This window comes from Brevibacillus sp. GCM10020057 (assembly GCF_042683565.1).
GTDB lineage: Bacteria > Bacillota > Bacilli > Brevibacillales > Brevibacillaceae > Brevibacillus.
In genome coordinates, this window is sequence record NZ_JBHUJW010000023.1 from 241075 (window position 1) to 261378 (window position 20304).

Below are 20304 nucleotides of genomic sequence, written 5' to 3' on the forward strand. Positions count from 1 at the left end.
GATGAGCAAGATCGCGAAGCTGTGCCAATCCCGCGAAGCGTACCTTGCCGATGGACGGATGGCAAAACTTGCGCTATGTTAGGAAAGAGACAAGATGCTTCGACTCGATGCAGAAAATGAAAGGAATGATTGCCGAATGACAAAAATAGGCTCGCACGTATCGTTCTCGGGCAAAGGACTGCTCAATGCGGCAGAAGAAGCCGTATCCTACGGCTCGAGCACGTTCATGATCTATACAGGTGCGCCGCAAAACACGCGCCGCAAGCCGATTGAAGACCAGTTCATTGCAGAAGGCAAGGCAGTGATGGCCGAGCACGGCATGGATGAAATCGTCGTTCACGCACCGTACATCATCAATCTCGGCTCCTACAAGGATGACACGTACGAACTGGCCGTTTCCTTCCTGCAGGAGGAAATTCGCCGGACGCATTACCTTGGGGTGAAAAACATCGTGCTCCACCCCGGCGCCTACACGGACAAAGACCCGGAATACGGCATCGCGCGCATCGCGGAAGGGCTGAACGAGGTGCTCGGCGGTGTCAAGGATACGGATGTCAACATCGCGCTGGAGACGATGGCCGGAAAAGGGACGGAAATCGGGCGCAGCTTCGAGGAACTCGCTGCGATCATGGAAAAGGTAGACGTCAACCACAGACTCACGGTCTGCATGGACACTTGCCACATTCATGACGCCGGGTACGATGTCGTTAACAACTTCGACGGGGTGCTAGGCGAATTCGACCGGATCATCGGCCTGGACAAGCTCGCCGTCGTCCACCTCAACGACAGCAAAAACTTCCGCGGCGCAGGCAAGGACCGCCATGCGCCAGTGGGGGCGGGGCTGATCGGCTTTGATGCGATGAAGTACATCGTGGAGCACGAGAAGATCCGCCACCTGCCGCTGATCCTGGAGACGCCGTGGATTTCCAGGGAAAAAGGCAACGAACGCCCGATGTACGAAGCGGAAATCGCCCTCTTGAGCGGCAGGGCCGAAGAACGTTTCGGCAGCGATTTCCTCGATCATGTGGAGCGCATTGAGTTTTTCTTTCACAAGCAGGAAGTAGACCGCCGCGACTTCGTCGTGCAAACGTGGGAGCTGTTGAAAAACGACGCCAAAGCCAAGAAAGCGGACGGACGGGAGCCGATGGAGCGGCTGTACGACATGCTCACGGAAGCCAGACTCTTGGAAGGGCTCTCCGAGGAAGAAATCAACAAGCGCCTGATCGCATGGTTCGCAGGGAAGTCCGCTTTTTAAGCGACAGATGATGAAAGAGCAAAACGAGGCCGCCCCTGCTGCCTCGTTTTTTCTGCGTCACGGCGACTTTGCCACCCGCTGCAAATCCGCCTCGACCATCATGTGAATGAGCTGTTCGAGCTTTGTTTTCGGGGTCCAGCCCAGCTCCCGCTTCGCCTTCTCCGGATTGCCCAGCAGAACGTCCACTTCGGCCGGCCGGTACAGGGCGGGGTCGATCACCACATAGTCCTTGTAGTTGAGGCCGACGTAGTCAAACGCGATCTTGCACATCTCCTCGACCGTCGCTGTCTCGCCCGTGGCGATGACGAAATCGCCCGGCTTTTCCTGCTGGAGCATCAGCCACATCGCCTCCACGTAATCGCCGGCAAAGCCCCAGTCGCGCTTGGCAGAAATGTTGCCCAAACGCAGCTCCTTCTGCTGGTTGGAAGCAATGCGGGCTACGGCGTGCGTGACTTTGCGGGTCACGAACTCCAGCCCGCGCAAAGGAGATTCGTGATTGAACAAAATGCCGTTGCAGCAATACATCTGGAAGCTCTCCCGGTAGTTCTTGGTCATCCAGTAGCCGAACAGCTTGGCGACGGCGTACGGACTGCGCGGATAAAACGGCGTCGTCTCCGACTGCCGCGGCTCCTGAATCAGTCCAAACAGCTCGCTCGAAGAAGCCTGGTACATTTTGATGTCCGGATTCGTCTCGCGAATCGCCTCCAGCACGTGCAAAACGCCCATCCCCGTCGACTGCGCCGTCAGGATCGGCTGCTCCCACGAAGATCCGACGAAGCTTTGCGCCGCCAGATGATACACCTCATCCGGCCTGGATGCTTTAATCGCCCTGATCAGCGACGACACATCGAGAATATCCCCGTCCTTGTACTCCACGTCATCCGCAATGTTCAAGTATTCCAGCCGCCACCTGTCAACCGTGCTGCGGCGAGGCACCAATCCTACTACGTGATAGCCCTTCTCCAGCAAAAACTTCGCCAGATAGGCCCCGTCCTGACCGGTGATCCCGGTCACGAAAGCTGTCTTCACGACCACTCACCACCTTCGCGGCATGAAAATCCCTCTCTCCCCTGTATATTTTCCTGGACAGCAGATGGTTCCCCGCTGCGGCGCGGCTGTGGCGACCCTCGTCCCGCAGCTCGGACTGCCCGGGGAAATCAGCTGGATTTGCAGGTACGGACCGCTCCGGCGAGGGTGCCCTCCCTCGTCTGGACCGTAAGCGGGAGGATGATACGCCTGCTTTGGCGTCAATTCCGGAAAGCCGCAAGCGTCCAGCAAGACGCGGCGCACAAAAAAGGCATTGACCCCGTGCGAATCCGTCCCGATCAAGGCGTAGCCCAGCTGTGCCCCCCGCCCGGCCAGCGAGGTCAGGCTCGCCCCGAAATAGGAGGTGCCATCCCAGACGAAGACCGGATCGTAGGGCACGACCATCTTTGCCGGAGGCGGGAACGAGGCGTTGTACTCGATGACGGCGACGCGCGGCTGCCAATCTGACAATGCCCCCCAGACCCAGTAAACGTTGCCGTCGATGTCGATGGACAGAAAATCAAACGCTGCGGGCACGCTATTCGCGCGAAAGATCGCGGCAATGTTTTCCCGTTTGACGCGCTCGTGCACCAGGGACAAGCCCGACATGTGCCCAAACTGCTTGACGAGCTGTTCGTAATGGTACGGGTTTGCCTCGATCATCACACCCGACCAGCCGTGATGCACGAGAAAGTTGCGCGTCATGCACTCCGCCCCCGTAGAGACGCCAAATTCCACGAAAAATTTGCCGCTCGTCCCGATGCGAGCGAACAGTTCCTCGATGATGCCATCCTCACCATTTTGCGAGAATACTCGTTTTTCATAAAAAGACAACGCATCCAATTTGCCTCGCTCCCCTGTGACCCATGCTCTCTAACAGCATATGACTTCATCGGAAAAAAGCTTGGCGGTACTGTCCTCCCTGCGAGAAAAAGGCCATCCTGCTCGATCAGCGCTCCCCCCTTGGCACACGCCGTGACGTCCTCCCGCTGCGGCTCATATCCTGAATATGTTAAACACGACGCTACCCGAAGACGATCCTGTACTGTAGGAGGTTTTCGACCGATGAAAGCTCTGATTACCGGCGTCAGCGGATTTGCCGGAAGCCATCTCGCCGAATATTTGCTCTCCCGGGGAGATGTGGAGGTGTTCGGAACGTACCGCTCGCCGAACCGTCCAGCTTTCCTTGACGGGCTGTCCGAACAGATCCGGCTTGTCCCCTGCGAGCTGACCGACGCGGAAGCCGTCCTGCAGCTCATCCGGCAGATCAGACCTGACCTGGTCTTCCATCTCGCAGCGCAAAGCTTCGTCCCGACTTCGCTGCGCTCTCCGGCGGACACGCTGGTCAACAACCTGGTGAGCCAATTGAATGTGCTTGAGGCGATACGCCAGACCGACACGGATTGCAAGATTCAGATCGCCTGCTCCAGCGAAGAATACGGCATGGTCTTCCCCGACGAGATTCCGATCAAGGAAAGCAATCCGCTGCGTCCGCTCAATCCATACGCTGTGAGCAAAATTGCCCAGGACTTTCTCGGCTATCAATACTATCAGAGCTACGGGCTGAAAATTGTCCGCACACGCGCTTTTCATCATACGGGACCACGCAGGGGAGAGTGCTATGTGACGTCCAACTTCGCCAAGCAAATCGCCATGATCGAACAAGGCTTGCAGCCGCCTCGTGTCTACGTGGGCAACCTGCAAGCCATCCGGGATTTCACTGACGTGCGCGACATCGTACGCGCCTATTGGCTTGCGCTGGCGCTGGGCACTCCGGGGGAAGTCTACAATATTTCTTCGGGAACAAGCGTCACGATTGAGGAAATGCTCCAGACGCTGCTGTCTGTTGCCAACATCCATGTGGACATCCATGTCGACCCGACGCGGCTGCGGCCCTCCGATGTCGACATCGTGCTCGGAGACTCCACCGCTTTTCGGGCACAGACCGGATGGGCCCCGGAAATCTCGTTCCGACAGTCCATGGAGGACCTGCTGAATTACTGGCGCGATGTCATTTCCAGGGGAAAAATCGCGGGAGGTGAGCAGCCATGAGCGCTTCGTCCTTGCCACTGGTCAGCATCATCACGCCTTCATACAATCAGGCCGCGTTTATCAAACAGACCATCGACAGCATCCTGATGCAGGACTACCCCAACATCGAGCACATCGTCGTAGACGGCGCCTCCACGGACAGGACTGTAGCCATTCTCAAAAGCTACGAGTACCTGGGCGACCGGTTCCGCTACGTCTCCGAGCCCGACAGAGGCCAGGCCCACGCCATTAACAAAGGCTTGAAAATGGCCCGTGGTGAGATCATCGGGTGGCTTAATTCAGACGACACGTATTTTCCGGGAGCGGTGCGAAAAGCGGTGACAGCCCTGCTCGCCCATCCCGAATGGGGCATGGTGTACGGAAAAGGCATGCACATCGACGAGTACAACCGGGTCAAATATCCGTACATCTGGATGGAGTTCGATCGGCGGAAGCTGTTTCATCTCAATCTCATCTGCCAGCCCACGGCCTTTTTGCGCAAGCACGTCTTCGAGAGCGTAGGCGGTGTAGACGAGGAGCACGACTGGTGCATGGATTACGATCTGTGGAACCGGATTTCCTTGCATTACCAGATCGGCTGGGTGGAGGAATACCTGGCAAACTCTCGCCTGTACCCGGCCTGCAAAACCATCGCCAATGAAGTGGAGCCGGGGTTTGCGGAAATATTGCGAACGGTCGTCAAACATTTCGGCACCATCTCCAACGAGTGGCTCGGCTACTACGTGACGAAGCATTACAGCCAGGGCATCAACTGGTTCCTAAGCAAGATCAAGAAATACCACGCGTTCGGCCGCGGCCCCGTCCTGCTCACATCGAATCGTTACCCGGATTTATGGGCGCCGCAGCAGCTGCGTCTGTCCGTGGAGATCCCGCCGACTGCTCCGATGCGAGGACTGCTCTTGCACGGAAGAAGCACACTGCTGGACCAGCCGCTGCACTTTCACGTACTCGTAAACGGCACCCTGGCGCATCATTTCCAGATAACCCAGCCCTCCTTCAACATCGTCATTCCGATCATCGCCAGAGGCCCGAACTGCGAAGTGAGCATCATCTGCAACCGTCAAACCGTGAGCCAGCAACCGGATGGCAGCCTTCGCTCGGTCAGCTATCACGCGCTGGGCATCCATCCGCTCTCCTATGAAGAGCATCAATTTGTTCTGGCATTTCTCAAAGGACCCACCCACATCAGTGAGTGGGTAAACAACCGCAAGCCCGTTCCTCGCTACTAAATAGCAGAATGTGAAGGAAGGTGAACTCATGATGAATCTGGCTGAGAAGCGGATTGTCGTCACCGGCGGGGCAGGTTTTTTAGGCAGGCATGTCATTCAAAAGCTGCAGCAATTATCCTGTCAGCACATCTTCGTCCCCCGCAGCCGGGAATACGACTTGCGCAAAGAACAGGACATCTGCCGCATGCTCCAGGACTATCGCCCCGAGGTCATCATTCATTTGGCTGCCGTAGTGGGAGGAATCGGAGCGAATCAGAAAAATCCGGGGAAATACTTTTACGACAACCTGATCATGGGCGCACAGCTCATGGAGCAGTCACGCCTGTTCGGCCTCGAAAAATTCGTGGCCATCGGGACGATCTGCTCCTATCCGAAATTCACCCCCGCTCCGTTCCGCGAATCCGATTTGTGGGCCGGCTACCCGGAAGAGACGAACGCTCCGTACGGACTCGCGAAAAAGATGATGCTTGTCCAGTCCCAGGCCTACCGCGAGCAGTACGGCTTCAACTCCATCTTTTTGCTCCCGGTAAACCTGTACGGTCCCGGCGACAACTTCGACCTGGAAACTTCCCACGTCATCCCGGCCATCATCCGCAAATGCGTAGACGCTGTGCAAAACGGGGACGCATTCATCGTCCTCTGGGGAACAGGCGAAGTGACCCGCGAGTTCATCTACGTGGAAGATGCCGCCGAAGCGATCGTTGCCGCGACGGCCTGCTATGACGAGTCTGATCCGGTCAACATCGGTTCGGGGCAAGAGACCACCATCAAGGACCTGGCCGAGCTCATCAAATCGCTCACCAGTTTTCGCGGGGAGATTATCTGGGATGCAAGCAGGCCGGATGGGCAGCCGCGGCGGCTTCTGGACGTGAGCAAAGCCAAAGAGTGCTTTGGCTTTGAAGCGAAGACGTCCCTGCTCGCCGGACTTCAGCGGACGATCGACTGGTACCGCAATCATTCTCACGAGTGGAAGGGGGGCTCGGCATGAAAATCGGAGTGAGCCTCATCCCGGTCATTCCCGGCAAGATCGGCGGCATGGAGCAATATGTGCGAAACTTGCTCTCCTACTCGACAAACGCAAAGGATGGCCATACGTGGTATCTCTTTCTCGCTGCCCATAATTTCCATACTTTTCAGGCGCAAGGCAACGTCCAAAAGGTCATGATTATGCAAAACGCAAGCATCGATCAGCAACTACACCGCTGGATACAGGGGCTGAGGCTGGACCTGTGGTTTTGTCCGCTGCTGGTGCTCCAACCGGCGGACGTTACAATCCCGAGCGTCATCAACATTCCGGACATTCAGCACGAATACTACCCACAATTTTTTGAGCCAAACATCTTAAAATGGCGGCTGACCAACTACCGCTCCTCTGCCCAGCGCAGCAACGCCGTGCTGACCCTCTCCGAATACTCGCGGCAGACGATCCTGCACAAATTCCAGCTGCCTCCTCAAAAAGTACACACCATTCACCTGGACGCCTCCAAGGAATTTGCCTTGCCGTTCGATGCCGCGCAAAGCGAGCGTGTGCTCCAGAAGTATCAGCTCACTCCCGGCTACGGTTTTTATCCCGCCAATACGTGGCATCACAAAAACCACCTGAATTTGCTGAAAGCGCTCGTCCTGCTGCGGGACAATCACGGCTTGCGCATCCCGATGGTCTTTACCGGCTCCTCCCAGGAGGCGCATGAATCGGTAATGGCCTATATCAGCCAAAACCAGCTGTGGGATCAGATCAAATGGCTGAGCTACGTACCGCAGAACGAAATGCCTTACCTGTACCGCCACGCAGGATTTCTCTGCTTCCCGTCTCTTTTTGAAGGCTTCGGCATCCCCTTGGTCGAAGCGATGCGCGCGCAAATCCCGATCATCAGCTCCAACTGCGGGAGCATCCCGGAAGTCGTTGGAGACGCGTCGCTCCTGTTCGATCCGATCCGGCCGGACGACATCGCCGCCAAGCTCTCCGCCATCCAGCAGCCTGAGATCCGCGAAGACCTGATCGCCAAAGGAAACGCCCAGGCAAAGCGTTTTTCGTGGGAGAAATGTGCCCGCGACACGCTCGCCGTCTTTCGTTCCGTCGCCCGCAAATAGAGCGCCAAAAGGAGGTAGATTGAATGTCGAGATTGCAAGAAATCGTATCGTTCTGGAGAGCGGAGAAACGCATTCCGTACCTGCTGACCGAGCAGGAGACGTGGGATTTCTGGATGCACGAAATGCCGACGATTCAGTTCAAGGTGTCTACGGTGGAAATGCACGCGAGAGGACATGGCCTGCGCACCTTCATCGAAACCGGCACATACAAGGGGGATATGGTTCAGGCCGTCAAGCACCTGTTCACGCAGATGTATTCCATCGAGCTGGACGACGCGCTATGCGAAGCTGCACGGCTTCGCTTCGCCGATGACCCACATATCCAAATCGTCCACGGCGACAGCGGGAGCGTACTGCCAGCCATTCTCGATTCCATCACGGAGCCTTGCCTGTTCTGGCTCGATGGGCACTACGTCCCGCGCTCGCCGGAAACTGCCCGCGGGGACGTCGATACCCCGATTTTGCAGGAGCTGACCGCCATCCTGCAGCACCCTGTTCCCAATCACGTCATTCTCATCGACGACGCCCGCTGCTTTATCGGACCGAATCCGCTGCTGAACGACTATCCGACCATTCAACAGTTGCAGGAATTCGTCCGCAAGCTGCGTCCTGACATGAGCTTTTTCGTGCAAAATGACATCATCCGTATTCATCAATCCGCAGAAGGAGCGACACGCTCGTTGAAAAAAGTACAGTTCCACCTCCCCTTCGACCAAAAATCGTTTGCCGTCTACGGCAGCGAATCGGACGAAAGTGTGCTCCATTTTATCGAAACGGAAGGCGGCTACTATGAGCATTACGTCATCAACGGCTTGAAAAAAGTCGTCAAGCCGGACGCCATCTGCCTGGACATCGGCGCGAACATCGGAACCATCTCGCTCGCCCTCAGTTACCTGGCGGATCGGGGCAAGGTATACGCATTTGAGCCGTCCGCCGTCAATTACCCGTATCTGGTGAAAAACCTCGCCGAAAACCATATCACAAATGTAGAGCCGCTCCAGCTGGGCGTGTACAACCGCACCGGCAACATCCACTTTCACGAAAACGCCAGGGGCGGCGGATGGTCCTACATCCCCCAGGACAACAAGGCTGCGGCAGCATCCAACCAACGGATCAACTGCGTGCGTCTGGACGACTGGATGATCGATAACTCGATTCCTCGCGTGGACTTCATCAAGCTCGATGTGGAAGGCTCCGAGTATTCCGTGCTGGAGGGCGCCGAGAACACCTTGCGCACCTGGGACCCCGACCTTGTCGTCGAATTCAACCTGGATAGCTTGCGGAACAATTTCAACCGGCATCCGCTCGTCCTGTACGTGCTCCTGGAAAAGCTGTACTCCCATATGTACATCCTGAAACGGGACAATACGATCGTGCGAATCAACAATTACAATCAGCTGCTGGAGGAGATGAAGCCGTTCCACGCCGACCTGTTCTGCACGAACAAGACGTTTCTCGACTGACGCGCGAGCATCACGGACAGCGCGCTCCGTCAGCAAAAAGGCTTCAGCCGCACCGGACTGAAGCCTTTTTGTATTTGTCGTCATGCCTCCGTTATGCCATCCCTGCTCAACGCATCCCGGCGTTTCCGCGCAGGGCAGCCGAAATCTCCGGGCGCACCGCCAAAAAATTGCTGTACTGATAGTCCTCATAGGCTGGCACAAATTGCGGCAGCATCAGCAGCCCATCCGGGACAATTTTGTACACGTCGTAGCCATACCTCTGCAAAAAGGCGTACACTTCCTGCAGCGTCGTCCGCGCGTCCAGATAGGTGCCGCCGTATTCAAACTGGATACAGCTGATCCGCCCCTCTGCCAGCAGCGGCTCTGCTCCCCGCAGGACATCGAATTCCCCGCCTTCCGTGTCAATTTTCAGGAAATCGATGCGACCAACCTGCATGTGGCGGCAATAGTCCTGCAGAGTCAACGTGCGGACCGGGAAGGCGACCGGCGCCGGAATACCGTACGCCTTTTCTGCCTGCAGCCTGCGGTGGAGAGTGCTTAGCATCTTCGCGGACTCATAATGATAAAACATCTGCGTCCCGCCCTGGCGAGCAACTGCTGCATGGTTGAAAACCAGCTCGCAATCCGTTTGCGATGAGAAGAACTGCTCCACGAGCGTGCGGTAGGTGGCAGGCACCGGCTCGAACAGATGGATCACCAGCTTTTGTCCGCCGATATGGTTCAGCACTTCCTGCGTCCATCCCCCCACACACGCACCCACGTCAAAGACTACGCTGTCAGGACGTATCAGGTTCTGGATGACCAGCCGCTCTCCGTTGCTCTCGACGTGATGATCCGGCCCACCTGCAGGCAGGGTGCCATCCGGCGGGTACAATCTGATTTTCATGGTCTCTTTCCTCCTATGAACACCTTTTCGCGTAAAACGCATCTCCCCACGAGGAATGATAGGGTGTCGCCGTCTCGATCCGGGTAAACTGGCAGCTCTGCAAAAACGCGTCGATCTGCTCGATTCGCGCACAGTTTTCGTACAGCTCTTCAAAATTCACTTCCGTGTGGATGGCCTCGATGTGCGCAAGAAGGTTTGCCGCCCCCTGCAGAGCAAGCAGTTCCGCTCCCTGGATATCCATGATGAGTACGTTGTAATCGCCATCATTCAGTTGCAGCTCCGTACAGAGCGTGTCTAGCGTTTTGGTCGGGACCGTAATCTGATACTGCTCCGTGATCGACGGATAGATGTGTTTATGCCGCTTCAAGGGCAGTATAGAGCTGCTTTGATCGAAGGACATGACGCGGAGCTGGGCTTTTCCGTTTTGGTTGCTGATCGCTACGTTTACCGTTTTCACGTGCGGTGATGTGCTGACATTTTGACACAGCCGTTGATAGACAACCGGGTTGGCCTCGATGAAGAGGACACGACTGAAGCCGATCGCGTTGTAGCGGGCCAACTCCTGTCCTTCATGGGCACCTACGTGAATGACCCCGCGCGGCTCAATTCCGCACTCTCTGCACAACCTGCCGAGATCCAACATGTGTCGTTCCCTCCTCTCGCAACTTCGACGTACGTCGGTCAGAAATTGCCGCTTGCTGTCCTGTTCGTTCTTTTCCCATGCGATGCGCTCGTTTTTGACAAAGTATGGACATCTGTGCGCGAGCTGTGAAAAGCGGGGGTTCATCGCGCAGGAAAGACACAGTGACGAGTTCCCATCCATCTTCATACAAATATTAAGTCAGTCCCGATCGGGCGCTGACGGCTGATTCTTTTTACAGAAAGGTGAGCTCCGATTGTGATGAACACGCATCCACTGCCTCTGGTCAGCATCATTACACCTTCCTTTAATCAGGGTGCCTTTCTTACGGAGACCATCGAGAGCGTCCTCTCCCAAGACTATCCGTATATCGAGCATATTGTCGTAGACGGAGGCTCTACAGACGATACGCTGGACATCTTGCATCGCTATGCTCACCTCGGCGACGCTCGCTTTCGTTTCGTCAGCGAACCGGATCGCGGGCAGTCTCACGCCATCAACAAAGGGTTTCGCATGGCGGGCGGGCAAATCATCGGCTGGCTGAACTCTGACGACACGTATTTGCCCGGCGCTATCAGCCGTGCGGTCGACGCCCTCCTGCAGCACCCCGAATGGGGCATGGTATACGGCAAGGGGTATCACATCGACGAGCGCGGCGAGATCATAGACGACTTTCCGGTGCGGCCAGATGACGGGAAGGGTCTGTTTGATTTTTGTTTCATTTGCCAGCCTGCTGCTTTCCTGCGCAAGCACGTCATCGAGGCATTGGGCGGAGTAGACGAAAACCTTGACTTCTGCATGGACTACGATTTGTGGATCAGGGTCTCCAAACAGTATGCAATCGGCTATACAGACTGCAGGCTGGCGAATGCCCGCTTGCATCCCGGCTGCAAGTCCGTCGCGCATATCGTCCGGCGCGGATACCCGGAGATCGTCCAGACTTGCATGAAGCATTACGGCGCTCTCTCGAATGAATGGCTGCATGCCTTTTCTCTCAGCTACCAACCGCTCAACGTCCATCAGTTTATGGATCTGTGCAAGCAGGAGGATGTATTTGGGCAGACTCCCCGAATCATCGAGATGAACCGTTCTCCTGCCGGTTGGGTACCCTTGCATTTTTCCTTGCAGATCGCCTGTACAGCGGAGAATCCGCTAGCGGTGCTGCTGCTCACAGGCAGCGTCCCGGCCTTGCTGCAGCAGCTCGATCTGCTCGTCCTTGTAAACCGGCGCCCGGTTCAACGCTACTCCTTGAAAAGCGGACCAATGGAGCTGTCCATCCCCATTCCTGCTGCCCAATCGAATTGCCTCGTCGAGATTCTGGCGAACAAGCAGCTGGTAAACGAGCATGGCACCTACAGTTTTCATGTGGAGCATGTGACCCCCCTGTCTGCCGAGGAACACCTCATCGCTTCGGCTTATCAACAGGGATCTGATTACTTCTCGCGATGGCTGAATGAGCATCGCCATCCATCGCCCGCCATCTGAGGCTGAAGCTCTTTGCCGCCCCGTCACATACAGGAGCCGAAAACCACCCACACCCGGTTTTCGGCTCCTGACCGTCATTCGCCCGACTCTCTATTACATGCGCACTCCATCGTTTGCGAAATTGACCTTCAACACATCGCTGTTCCACGGGTCAAAAGGAACGAGCCTCGCCAGATCGCGGTACGGCCTGACGAAAGCGCCGCGGGTGTTCAGCATGCTTGCCGTAAAGGAAAACGTGCTGTTGGAAATCGCGACTGCCTCGCACTGGGTCAGCACATAGAAGTCCAGATAATAGCTGGCCTCGTGTATCGTGACCCCGAGATCGCGGGAGGTCACGGGTCTGAATTCGGCAAAGTCTGGCAGTACGGCATCCAGGTCGTCACTGGCAATGAACAGCACAGGCGACTGCCAGGAATGCCAATTGGCTTTCAGCCAATCGACATACCATTGGTTCGGCGCAACAAAGCAGTTGTACGCCACGTAATCCGTCCTGCGCAGATGGATGCCAATCACCGTCCTCCCCCGCGAGCGCAGCGCGTTCATCGCAGCCTCCCCCCTTTGCTTGACGTGCGTGACCGGCTGGAACAGCGAGCAAATATAGGCTCTATCGGGGGCGTAATAGCTCGTATGGTATTGAAAATAGCCCCAAAAATCGACGTTCTGGTAGGGGTACGGTGATTTCGCAATCAAGTCTTGCGAGAACAATGGAGACGTCTGTCTGACCATCGGCAGCTTTTTCGTGATCGGCGGATCGTACAAACCGAACAAATATTGACCAATCCAGCTCGGTGTCTCGACTGCCAGCTGATGCTTTTTCGCATGTACTTTCAAAAATGCGTATTGGAACAGTTGATTGCCGAAGCGCCCATTGTGTCCGAGTGTCGACATGGTGATTACAGGCTGCGCAGACGCCATTTGCTCCCTCCTTTTACCCCCGCAGCATATTTGCGAGCATTTGCTGAACATGGGACAGATCCACGGTAATATCGTCCATGATCATGTGGGCGTGCTCTCCCGGTACGTACCCTTGGCCGATCACATATGAATAGTCCAGCTCCATCTGGTTGCTCAGCACATAATAGAGCGGATTGACGTACTTTGGAGAATAGATCTCCAAAACCTTCGTCCCCGGCCTGCAAAAGGTCAGATTCGCCAGCCCTGCCCCGTGGGGAGAGACAATTACCTGTGCAGAGGAGAACAGCTTTGCTTGGTCGTACACGGAAAGCCGTTCGAGCTGGATCATCCGAAAGCCGTATTTCGCCAGCAGGCCGATCAGCTGGGGCTCGTTTTTCACCTTGCGATACCTCGCGTGTGCGCGGCTGATGTACAGCCGTTCAAATCCCGGCAGGGTCGGGACTCTTCGCATCGTCTGCAAGGCTGACTTGATGAAGTGACAGGCCCATTTCGGCGGATGGCCAGAAAATCCAGGCATGGATGAGACAATGAGATTTTCCGCCTGAATAGAGACATTCGGGCGGCATACGATTCGCTGCTTTGGAGCGATGCCGAGAGCGGCGAGCGTTTCTGACTGAAAAGGCTGCTCTCCCGCTCCGTTCAAAATGTACTTGTGAATCGGGATGCCGCTTCGCCGCAGCAAATAAATGCGCGCGATCACGTCGTACAGCCAGTGGTAGTAGTTGTGGCTGGCGTAGGAGGTGAGCACGGCGACGTTGCCCGGAACGTACATTTTCTGCCCCGGAAGCGGATCTGTAAAGACGGAATGCTTTTCCGGTCCCTCCGACTCGATCGACACATCCCAGAGCAGCTTGTTATCCGGGCTGATGACACCTCCCGAGCGGCCCGCTACCCTTCCCATCGGGATCGCAGCTATGAACTGCGGACCCGGCTTTGTATTCATGCACCACTCGAACACCGGATGGAGCTTGGACTCCACGCTTTTGGGCGGCGAGCGGAACACGGTCGGAGCGTACGGGAACGGTACATATCTTTTGGAAAAGGTCGCGTCGTCCAGCGTTTTTCGCGCCCACTCCTGCGTCGTTTCATAATAGCCAGATGGCCGCAGCGAATTGTGCATATCGTTTCACCCTCAATTACTCCGCACCTGCGCAGACGAACCTGACATGCTGCAGAGCGTTTTGTCCTACGATCCTCTATCATCAGACGGCGAAGGCTAGGGCCCCGCCTTTCGCTTCTGTTGGATGGCGCGTATCAGTCCTTCTCGCAAATCGATTTTCGGCTCCCAGCCCAGAATCTCCCTGGCTTTGTCGATCACGGGACAACGACGGCGCGGGTCGTCAATCGGCAGCGGCAAATAGCAGATCTGGCTGGTAGACTCCGTCAGCTCTAACACGAGCCTGGCGACCTCCAGAATGGTGTATTCGGCTGGATTGCCGATATTGATGATTTCCCCTTCCGCTCGATCGTTCTCCATCATCAGCAGCAAAGCCCTGACGGTATCATCCACATGGCAAAAGCAGCGGGTCTGCAAGCCGTCGCCGTAAATGGTGAGATCCTTCCCGCCAAGAGCCTGGGCGAGAAAATTGGATATCACCCTGCCGTCGTCATTTCGCAAGCCTTCCGAATACGTGTTGAAAATGCGAGCAATGCGCACCCTGACCTGAAACAGGTGGTAGTATTCGTAGCAGTACACTTCCCCCAAGCGTTTGGATTCGTCATAGCAGGCTCTGGGACCCCACGTCCTCACCTTTCCGCAGTAATCCTCGGGCTGAGGATGAACCTCGGCATCACCGTACACCTCGCTCGTGCTCGCATACAGGAACTTGGCTCGGTACTTCCGGGCAAGCTCCAGTACATTTCGCGTCCCGATCGTATTGACCAGCATCGTCTCAAACGGATGCATCTGATAAAATTTCGGCGACGCCGGAGAAGCAAGATGGTAGATTTCATCGACCGCCAGCTCGGGGATCGACAGCAGCTCGCCGGTGACCAGATCCAGCTCCAGAAAGCGAAAGTTCGCTTGGCTTTCTAGCTCTTGCACGTTTTTTCTTACTCCTGAACACAAATTGTCAATGCCGATCACTTCACAGTCGGCAGCCACCAGCTTTTTCGCCAGATGAGATCCGATAAAACCGGCTGCCCCTGTAATCAGCACACGTTTTTTCCTTGGCACCGGTTCACTCTCCATTCCATCATCCGTGTTGCGTCCATTTGGAAATTTCATCCCAGGTCATGCCGAGGCGGACGATATCCTCCTCGACGAGCTTTGCCCCCATTTGGACTTCGATGATTTCCATATCACTTACTGCCTTGATTCCGTGCTTGGCGCCTTGCGGGATTTGCAGCACATCGCCCGGTTGAATATGTTGCAGACGACCGTCCAGGACAAAATCGCCCTCGCCCGCGACGACCACCCATACCTCGCTCCGCTGGAGGTGGTACTGATAGCTCAAATTTTTGCCGGCATGGATAAACAGCTTCTTGGTCAGTGTCTCGGTACTATTATCCATTTTTTGGAAATTCATCACCTGGTACCATCCCCATCTGCGCTCCTCGTACATCGGTCGATGCTCGTACTCTTTTACCACTTCTTTTACGAGGTGGCTTTTGGCTTTATTGGCGACGAGTATGCCGTCGTGGCTGACGGCGACCACCGCATTGGGTATCCCGATCGTCACGACGGGAAGGCCCAGTTCATTGATGACGTGTGTATTGGTGCACTCCTCGTCCATATACCCTCTGCCAACGATCCTCGCATTCATTTCTTCCGTGAGTGTATTCCAGGTACCCAAGTCCCTCCAGTATCCTTTGTAAGGGATGACGACGGTCTTTTGCGATTTTTCCACGATCTCCAGGTCAAAGCTGATCTTCGTCAGGCTCTCGTACCGATTCAGCAATAGCTCGTAATCGGTCGGAATGCCTCTCTTCTCCATTTCCCCGAGGAGAAAGCCCAGTTGAAAGGCAAAGACGCCGCAATTCCAGAGGGCCTGCTGCTCGCACAGCTTGCGCGCCTCGGATTCCGTCGGCTTTTCCTTGAAACTGCGGACATTTTGGTATCCCCGTCCATCCCCCGGACAGGTTTCTTCCTCGTCGCGAACGATATATCCGTACTTCGTGGAAGGGTACGTCGGCTCGACGCCAATCAGGGCAAGCTGTGCCCCTGAATCGGCAAGCGCGCCTTCCAATTGCAGAATGTGCTGAAAAAACGGGCTGTCCACGTACGGGTCCACCGGCATGACGGCGATCACTTCCTGATTCGATACACCGCATGCGGTATGCAAATACGCGGCTGCCAGCGCAATCGCGCCAAACGTATCCTTGGATTCAGGTTCAATAATGACAGGGACATCCATCCCTAACTGACTCTGGATCAGGTCAACTTGCGCCTTGCTCGTCGACAGGTACACTTCGTCAAATTGGCCATACGTCTGCAGCTGTCCCCAGATTCGCTGGACCATCGATTCCCATTCGCCGTGTTGATTGCGCAGCATTTTGAGAAACTGTTTGGAGCGAACATCGTTGGATAGCGGCCATAATCGTTTTCCTGAACCGCCAGAGAGTAACACCAGTTTCATCCTATGCACCTCTATCCGGCATTCTTTTAACTCGAATCATCATATGAATGACTGCCATCATTTGCTTAATAACTGGACGAAAATGGTTGAATCTCTCGATGGGTTTGCGAGGGGGCGGCACAAGAAAAACCCGGCAATATGACGATGCCGGGCTTTGGGGGATTACAGGACGCCAGCCTGTTGAATGACGTCGTGCAGATTATCCCAATCAATCCGAATGTCATCTATTATTCTTTGGAATTCGGTCGGATTTTCCAGCTCCGCTTGCTTGCCGATCAGCCGGTAGTATTCGAGCCGGCAATGCGTGCTGATCACCCAATAGGTGTGCCGCACCCAGTTGGGCGAGAACAGCTCGATGACCTTCGTTCCCGGCTGGCAAAACACTAGATTCGTCAGTGCTGCCCCATGCGGTGCAATCACTGTTTTGGCTGAGGAGAAAATGTAGGCCTGCTCGGCAACCGTATACCTGTCGCAATGGATCGTGACAAACCCTTTCTCGGCCAGGTAAGCGTTCAACTCTTGCTCATTGTGCACGTGGCGATGCGTCGCGCCGGCCCTGCTCACATATATTTTTTCGTAGAAAGGGTCGCGCTTCGTGCCTGGCGGCGGTCCCAGCTTTATCCGCAGCAGATCGCAAATCCATTTGGACACTTGACCGGTGTAGGCGACCACAGGGGTCAGAACCAGCTGCCGTGCTTGGATATGCAAGTCCTTGTGGCACTCGATCAGTCTTTCCTCCGGGATTCCAAGGGTTTGCAACGTTTCCCATTGAAAAGACCTGACTCGTTTATTGATCACGTATTTGTCGATCTCTATCCCCTTGCTGCGCCACAGCTCGATGCGGGCCAAAACTTCCACCATCCAGAAAAAATAATTGGCCGCGCTGTTATAGGTCGCATTTCCGAGCGTCAAGGGCATGTATTCGGGCATCGGCAGCTCCGTCTGCCGGAAAATCGGATGCTGCCGCGGCACACACGGCTCTTGGGACATATCCCACACGAGCTTGTTGTCCGGACTGATGACCGCCCCGTTTGGTCCCCAGATTCTCCCCCTGTCCATTTTCGCGATATAATGAGGGACCGCACCTCGATACATCGGCCAGTCGTAGGCAGCTTGCCCCCCATTCGGTTCGTATCGGACATATTCACAAGGAAAAACCTGAATATTCCGACTAACCCCTTCTGGGTTCTTGTATTTTCTGTACACCCAATCTGCCGCCCGGTGATAGATCTCCGCGCCAGGAGGAGGAAAAGCGGCTGCGATACGAACCATCTCCTTTCCTTCTCACAACTCTTCTATACGGTATATGCTCTGTTCGTTCAGGCTGGAATGATACTTTCGCGCAAACACGAATTTTGGCTGAAACTTAAGGAAAATCTACCGTGTCCTCCTTTTTTCCCGAACATATTTTATTATGAAACTTCTTCTCCCTTTGGAGAAAATGTTCGGAAATGGAGTGATCCTGTGTCATCCCTTCAGCGCGATCTCCCTATGGTCAGCGTCATTACGCCCTCCTACAACCAGGGCAGATATATACGAGAAACGATTGAAAGTGTGCTGCGCCAAAACTATCCGCACCTCGAGCACATCGTGGTCGACGGCGGCTCCACCGATGAGACACTCTCGATCTTGCAGCACTACGCCAGTACCGATCCCCGCTTCCGCTACGTCTCCGAGCCGGACAGAGGGCAGTCCCACGCCATCAACAAAGGACTAGCCATGGCAAGAGGTGAGATCATCGGCTGGGTAAATTCCGATGATACGTATTTGCCAAGGGCGATCGAAAAAGCGGTGCAGGCTCTGCGGCTGCACCCTGAGTGGGCGATCGTCACCGGGAACGGCTACATCATCGACGAGAACAGCAAGATTCAGTACCCCGTCCACTATTGGCAGACAGACGTCAAGCAGCTGTACCACTCCTGCCCTGTGATCCAGCCCACTGCCTTTCTGCACAAAAGCGTGTTCCAGCAGCTTGGCGGGGTAGACGAGAGCCTTCGTTTTTGCATGGACTATGATTTGTGGATTCGCCTTTCCAAAAACCACGCCTTCGGTTTCATCCGGGACTATTTGGCCAACGCCCGGGTCCACAGCACGTGCAAATCGGCAACCCAGTGGAACACCATCGGCTTTCCCGAAGTGCTGAAGACGGTCGTCAAGCATTACGGGAGCATTTCTACAACATGGATGGGCTATGCCAGGAAGCTCGGCATTCCGTACATCATCCACCAGTGCAAATCCAATGCCCTGTTTGGCAACTCTCCCAAAATCGCCGGGATGAACCGCTTCCCCGACCTGTGGGTTCCTCCCCGGTTCACGATCACCGTAGAGTCCGATCCCGGCTCGCCTGCCATCTCGCTGCTCATCCGGGGCGCGGCGCTCCTGCAGGGTCCTGCGCGGAAATTCATTAGCATGGCGACGGTCAATGGACAATCCTGCGGTACTTTCGAGACGACCTTACCCAATTTTACCTGGGAGATCCCGCTCGACCGAAGCCGCACGCAAAACGTAGTCACGCTGTTTTCCTCGCAGTTTACGATGAACCAGGCACATGAGCAAAACACAAAGCGTGCGGTCAGCTTCATGGCCCAGGAAGTCGTCCCGCTGTCCGCCGAGGAAGCTGCGTTTTACCGGATTTTGCTGCAGGTGCCTTCGCTGAAACAGGGATGAAGACGCTTTTGGGCAAAAATTGGGAGCAAATTCATGTTCCTATACCGGTTCAAGCAGGGTTGCCTGAACGTACCGTATAAGTAGCCGAAAATTTCCTACCAAATCTCATCGGGCAAAGACCGAAAGAGGGGGAATCGATCCATTGGGCAGGCATTGGACAAACGAAGAGATTCTGGCAGAAGTTGCGAAACGCAGATGGTATCACAAAATCGAGCTGCGGCCTGGCATCGTGACTCCGGGCATCGACGCGCTCACTGCACTCTGGAACATGACGCGCGAGTCGCGCTCGCATATCTCCTACGCTGGCAAGCGCGTGCTCGATCTCGCCAGCTTTGACGGCATGTGGTCTTTTGAGGCAGAACAGCTGGGAGCTGGCCTGGTCGTGGCGACCGACTGTTTTCACCCGCTTTACAGCAACTTTGAGTTTTGCAAAAACATTTTGCAGAGCAAAGTCATTCCGATGTACAACGTCTCTCCTTACAGGCTCTGGGAAGGCTTGCAGGTGCTCCTGATGGACGACGGCACCACACCCCTGCCTTTTCCGCGGCAAATTTTCCACAACAAACTTGACATCGTGCAGCATCTCGGCCTGCTCTATCATCTCCGCGATCCGATGTGGACACTGTCCCAGAGCAGGAGCGTCCTGAAGACTGGCGGTCACCTGCTGCTCGAAACGGCCTGCATTTTGGACATGAATCAGTCGATGATGGTGTACAACGGCCCTCCCGGCGCAATGAACCGGATCTACAACGATTTTACGACCTGGTGGGTGCCAACCGTTCCTTGTGTGATGGAGATGCTCCGCAGCACGCTGTTTGAGCCGATTCCCGATTCCATCCGCACGATTCCGTCCGGCAATCACGGGGGTTACGAAGCTGGACGAATCAGCCTCGTCGCGAAAGCCGTTCCAGGCAGCGCCATCGATCGGGAAGCGTACGCCGAGTTGCTCCGGGTATACCGCAATCCCGGGCTCATCCCCGATTATTTGTAGCTGGCAACCGCAAAAGGTGCACCCGG

Annotated in this window: 18 protein-coding genes; 9 read left to right on the plus strand and 9 right to left on the minus strand. The window is 55.6% G+C overall.

What is annotated here, in order from left to right:
• Positions 1-136 precede the first annotated feature (136 nt).
• Complete coding sequence (locus tag ACFSO0_RS08095) at positions 137-1255, plus strand: deoxyribonuclease IV (RefSeq protein ID WP_376878740.1); 1119 nt, start codon at positions 137-139, stop codon at positions 1253-1255.
• A gap of 57 nt (positions 1256-1312) precedes the next feature.
• Here ACFSO0_RS08095 and gmd read toward each other — a convergent pair whose 3' ends face one another.
• Positions 1313-2284, minus strand: a complete 972-nt coding sequence (gene gmd / locus ACFSO0_RS08100; RefSeq protein ID WP_376878742.1) for a GDP-mannose 4,6-dehydratase — start codon at positions 2282-2284, stop codon at positions 1313-1315.
• 6 nt (positions 2285-2290) lie between these two features.
• Positions 2291-3124: a hypothetical protein gene (locus ACFSO0_RS08105; RefSeq protein ID WP_376878744.1), complete on the minus strand. Its 834-nt coding sequence runs from the start codon at positions 3122-3124 to the stop codon at positions 2291-2293.
• A gap of 222 nt (positions 3125-3346) precedes the next feature.
• Here ACFSO0_RS08105 and ACFSO0_RS08110 point away from each other — a divergent pair, with 222 nt between their 5' ends.
• Genes ACFSO0_RS08110 through ACFSO0_RS08130 form a run of 5 tightly spaced genes read left to right on the plus strand, consistent with a single transcriptional unit; the run spans position 3347 to position 9116 of the window.
• Positions 3347-4333: a GDP-mannose 4,6-dehydratase gene (locus tag ACFSO0_RS08110; protein WP_376878746.1), complete on the plus strand. Its 987-nt coding sequence runs from the start codon at positions 3347-3349 to the stop codon at positions 4331-4333.
• Positions 4330-5562, plus strand: coding sequence for a glycosyltransferase family 2 protein (locus ACFSO0_RS08115; protein ID WP_376878748.1), 1233 nt, complete (start codon positions 4330-4332; stop codon positions 5560-5562). Before ACFSO0_RS08110 ends, ACFSO0_RS08115 begins: the two co-directional genes overlap by 4 nt.
• 28 nt (positions 5563-5590) lie before the next feature.
• A complete protein-coding gene (locus tag ACFSO0_RS08120; RefSeq protein ID WP_376878750.1) occupies positions 5591-6550 on the plus strand; it encodes a GDP-L-fucose synthase family protein in 960 nt (319 codons plus the stop codon).
• Entirely contained in the window at positions 6547-7653 is a 1107-nt protein-coding gene (locus ACFSO0_RS08125) for a glycosyltransferase family 4 protein (RefSeq protein ID WP_376878752.1), read from the plus strand. Before ACFSO0_RS08120 ends, ACFSO0_RS08125 begins: the two co-directional genes overlap by 4 nt.
• Before the next feature lie 23 nt (positions 7654-7676).
• Complete coding sequence (locus tag ACFSO0_RS08130; RefSeq protein ID WP_376878754.1) at positions 7677-9116, plus strand: FkbM family methyltransferase; 1440 nt, start codon at positions 7677-7679, stop codon at positions 9114-9116.
• 106 nt (positions 9117-9222) lie between these two features.
• On the opposite strand, the gene ACFSO0_RS08135 is transcribed toward ACFSO0_RS08130, so the two are convergent.
• Entirely contained in the window at positions 9223-10002 is a 780-nt protein-coding gene (locus ACFSO0_RS08135) for an FkbM family methyltransferase (protein ID WP_376878756.1), read from the minus strand.
• A 13-nt stretch (positions 10003-10015) separates the two neighbouring features.
• Complete coding sequence (locus ACFSO0_RS08140) at positions 10016-10645, minus strand: FkbM family methyltransferase (RefSeq protein WP_376878758.1); 630 nt, start codon at positions 10643-10645, stop codon at positions 10016-10018.
• A gap of 258 nt (positions 10646-10903) precedes the next feature.
• On the opposite strand from ACFSO0_RS08140, the gene ACFSO0_RS08145 reads away from it, so the two are divergent.
• Positions 10904-12127, plus strand: a complete 1224-nt coding sequence (locus tag ACFSO0_RS08145) for a glycosyltransferase family 2 protein (RefSeq protein WP_376878760.1) — start codon at positions 10904-10906, stop codon at positions 12125-12127.
• A 93-nt stretch (positions 12128-12220) separates the two neighbouring features.
• Here the strand turns inward: ACFSO0_RS08145 and ACFSO0_RS08150 are convergent, their stop codons facing one another.
• From ACFSO0_RS08150 to ACFSO0_RS08170, 5 genes are all read right to left on the minus strand, one after another.
• Positions 12221-13042 carry an alpha-1,2-fucosyltransferase gene (locus ACFSO0_RS08150; RefSeq protein ID WP_376878762.1) on the minus strand — a complete coding sequence of 274 codons (822 nt, stop codon included), beginning with the start codon at positions 13040-13042 and terminating at the stop codon, positions 12221-12223.
• A gap of 13 nt (positions 13043-13055) precedes the next feature.
• Entirely contained in the window at positions 13056-14162 is a 1107-nt protein-coding gene (locus ACFSO0_RS08155; RefSeq protein ID WP_376878764.1) for a glycosyltransferase family 61 protein, read from the minus strand.
• A 96-nt stretch (positions 14163-14258) separates the two neighbouring features.
• A complete protein-coding gene (locus tag ACFSO0_RS08160; RefSeq protein WP_376878766.1) occupies positions 14259-15218 on the minus strand; it encodes an NAD-dependent epimerase/dehydratase family protein in 960 nt (319 codons plus the stop codon).
• A gap of 19 nt (positions 15219-15237) precedes the next feature.
• Positions 15238-16620, minus strand: coding sequence for a sugar phosphate nucleotidyltransferase (locus ACFSO0_RS08165; protein ID WP_376878768.1), 1383 nt, complete (start codon positions 16618-16620; stop codon positions 15238-15240).
• A 162-nt stretch (positions 16621-16782) separates the two neighbouring features.
• Complete coding sequence (locus ACFSO0_RS08170) at positions 16783-17715, minus strand: glycosyltransferase family 61 protein (RefSeq protein WP_376878770.1); 933 nt, start codon at positions 17713-17715, stop codon at positions 16783-16785.
• 369 nt (positions 17716-18084) lie between these two features.
• Between ACFSO0_RS08170 and ACFSO0_RS08175 the strand changes: the two genes are divergently transcribed.
• Together ACFSO0_RS08175 and ACFSO0_RS08180 are read left to right on the plus strand one after the other, a co-directional pair.
• On the plus strand, positions 18085-19287 hold the full coding sequence (locus ACFSO0_RS08175) for a glycosyltransferase family 2 protein (RefSeq protein ID WP_376878772.1): 1203 nt from the start codon (positions 18085-18087) through the stop codon (positions 19285-19287).
• A 142-nt stretch (positions 19288-19429) separates the two neighbouring features.
• The gene (locus tag ACFSO0_RS08180; RefSeq protein WP_376878774.1) at positions 19430-20278 is read left to right on the plus strand and encodes a DUF1698 domain-containing protein; all 849 of its coding nucleotides are present in this window, start codon (positions 19430-19432) and stop codon (positions 20276-20278) included.
• The last annotated feature ends 26 nt before the right edge of the window (positions 20279-20304 follow it).

Coding starts and splice junctions, on each gene's coding strand:
- ACFSO0_RS08095 (WP_376878740.1), top strand. CDS start 137: ATGACAAAAATAGGCTCGCACGTATCGTTCTCGGGCAAAGGACTGCTC.
- ACFSO0_RS08110 (WP_376878746.1), top strand. CDS start 3,347: ATGAAAGCTCTGATTACCGGCGTCAGCGGATTTGCCGGAAGCCATCTC.
- ACFSO0_RS08115 (WP_376878748.1), top strand. CDS start 4,330: ATGAGCGCTTCGTCCTTGCCACTGGTCAGCATCATCACGCCTTCATAC.
- ACFSO0_RS08120 (WP_376878750.1), top strand. CDS start 5,591: ATGATGAATCTGGCTGAGAAGCGGATTGTCGTCACCGGCGGGGCAGGT.
- ACFSO0_RS08125 (WP_376878752.1), top strand. CDS start 6,547: ATGAAAATCGGAGTGAGCCTCATCCCGGTCATTCCCGGCAAGATCGGC.
- ACFSO0_RS08130 (WP_376878754.1), top strand. CDS start 7,677: ATGTCGAGATTGCAAGAAATCGTATCGTTCTGGAGAGCGGAGAAACGC.
- ACFSO0_RS08135 (WP_376878756.1), bottom strand. CDS start 10,002: ATGAAAATCAGATTGTACCCGCCGGATGGCACCCTGCCTGCAGGTGGG.
- ACFSO0_RS08140 (WP_376878758.1), bottom strand. CDS start 10,645: ATGTTGGATCTCGGCAGGTTGTGCAGAGAGTGCGGAATTGAGCCGCGC.
- ACFSO0_RS08145 (WP_376878760.1), top strand. CDS start 10,904: ATGAACACGCATCCACTGCCTCTGGTCAGCATCATTACACCTTCCTTT.
- ACFSO0_RS08150 (WP_376878762.1), bottom strand. CDS start 13,042: ATGGCGTCTGCGCAGCCTGTAATCACCATGTCGACACTCGGACACAAT.
- ACFSO0_RS08155 (WP_376878764.1), bottom strand. CDS start 14,162: ATGCACAATTCGCTGCGGCCATCTGGCTATTATGAAACGACGCAGGAG.
- ACFSO0_RS08165 (WP_376878768.1), bottom strand. CDS start 16,620: ATGAAACTGGTGTTACTCTCTGGCGGTTCAGGAAAACGATTATGGCCG.
- ACFSO0_RS08170 (WP_376878770.1), bottom strand. CDS start 17,715: ATGTATCGAGGTGCGGTCCCTCATTATATCGCGAAAATGGACAGGGGG.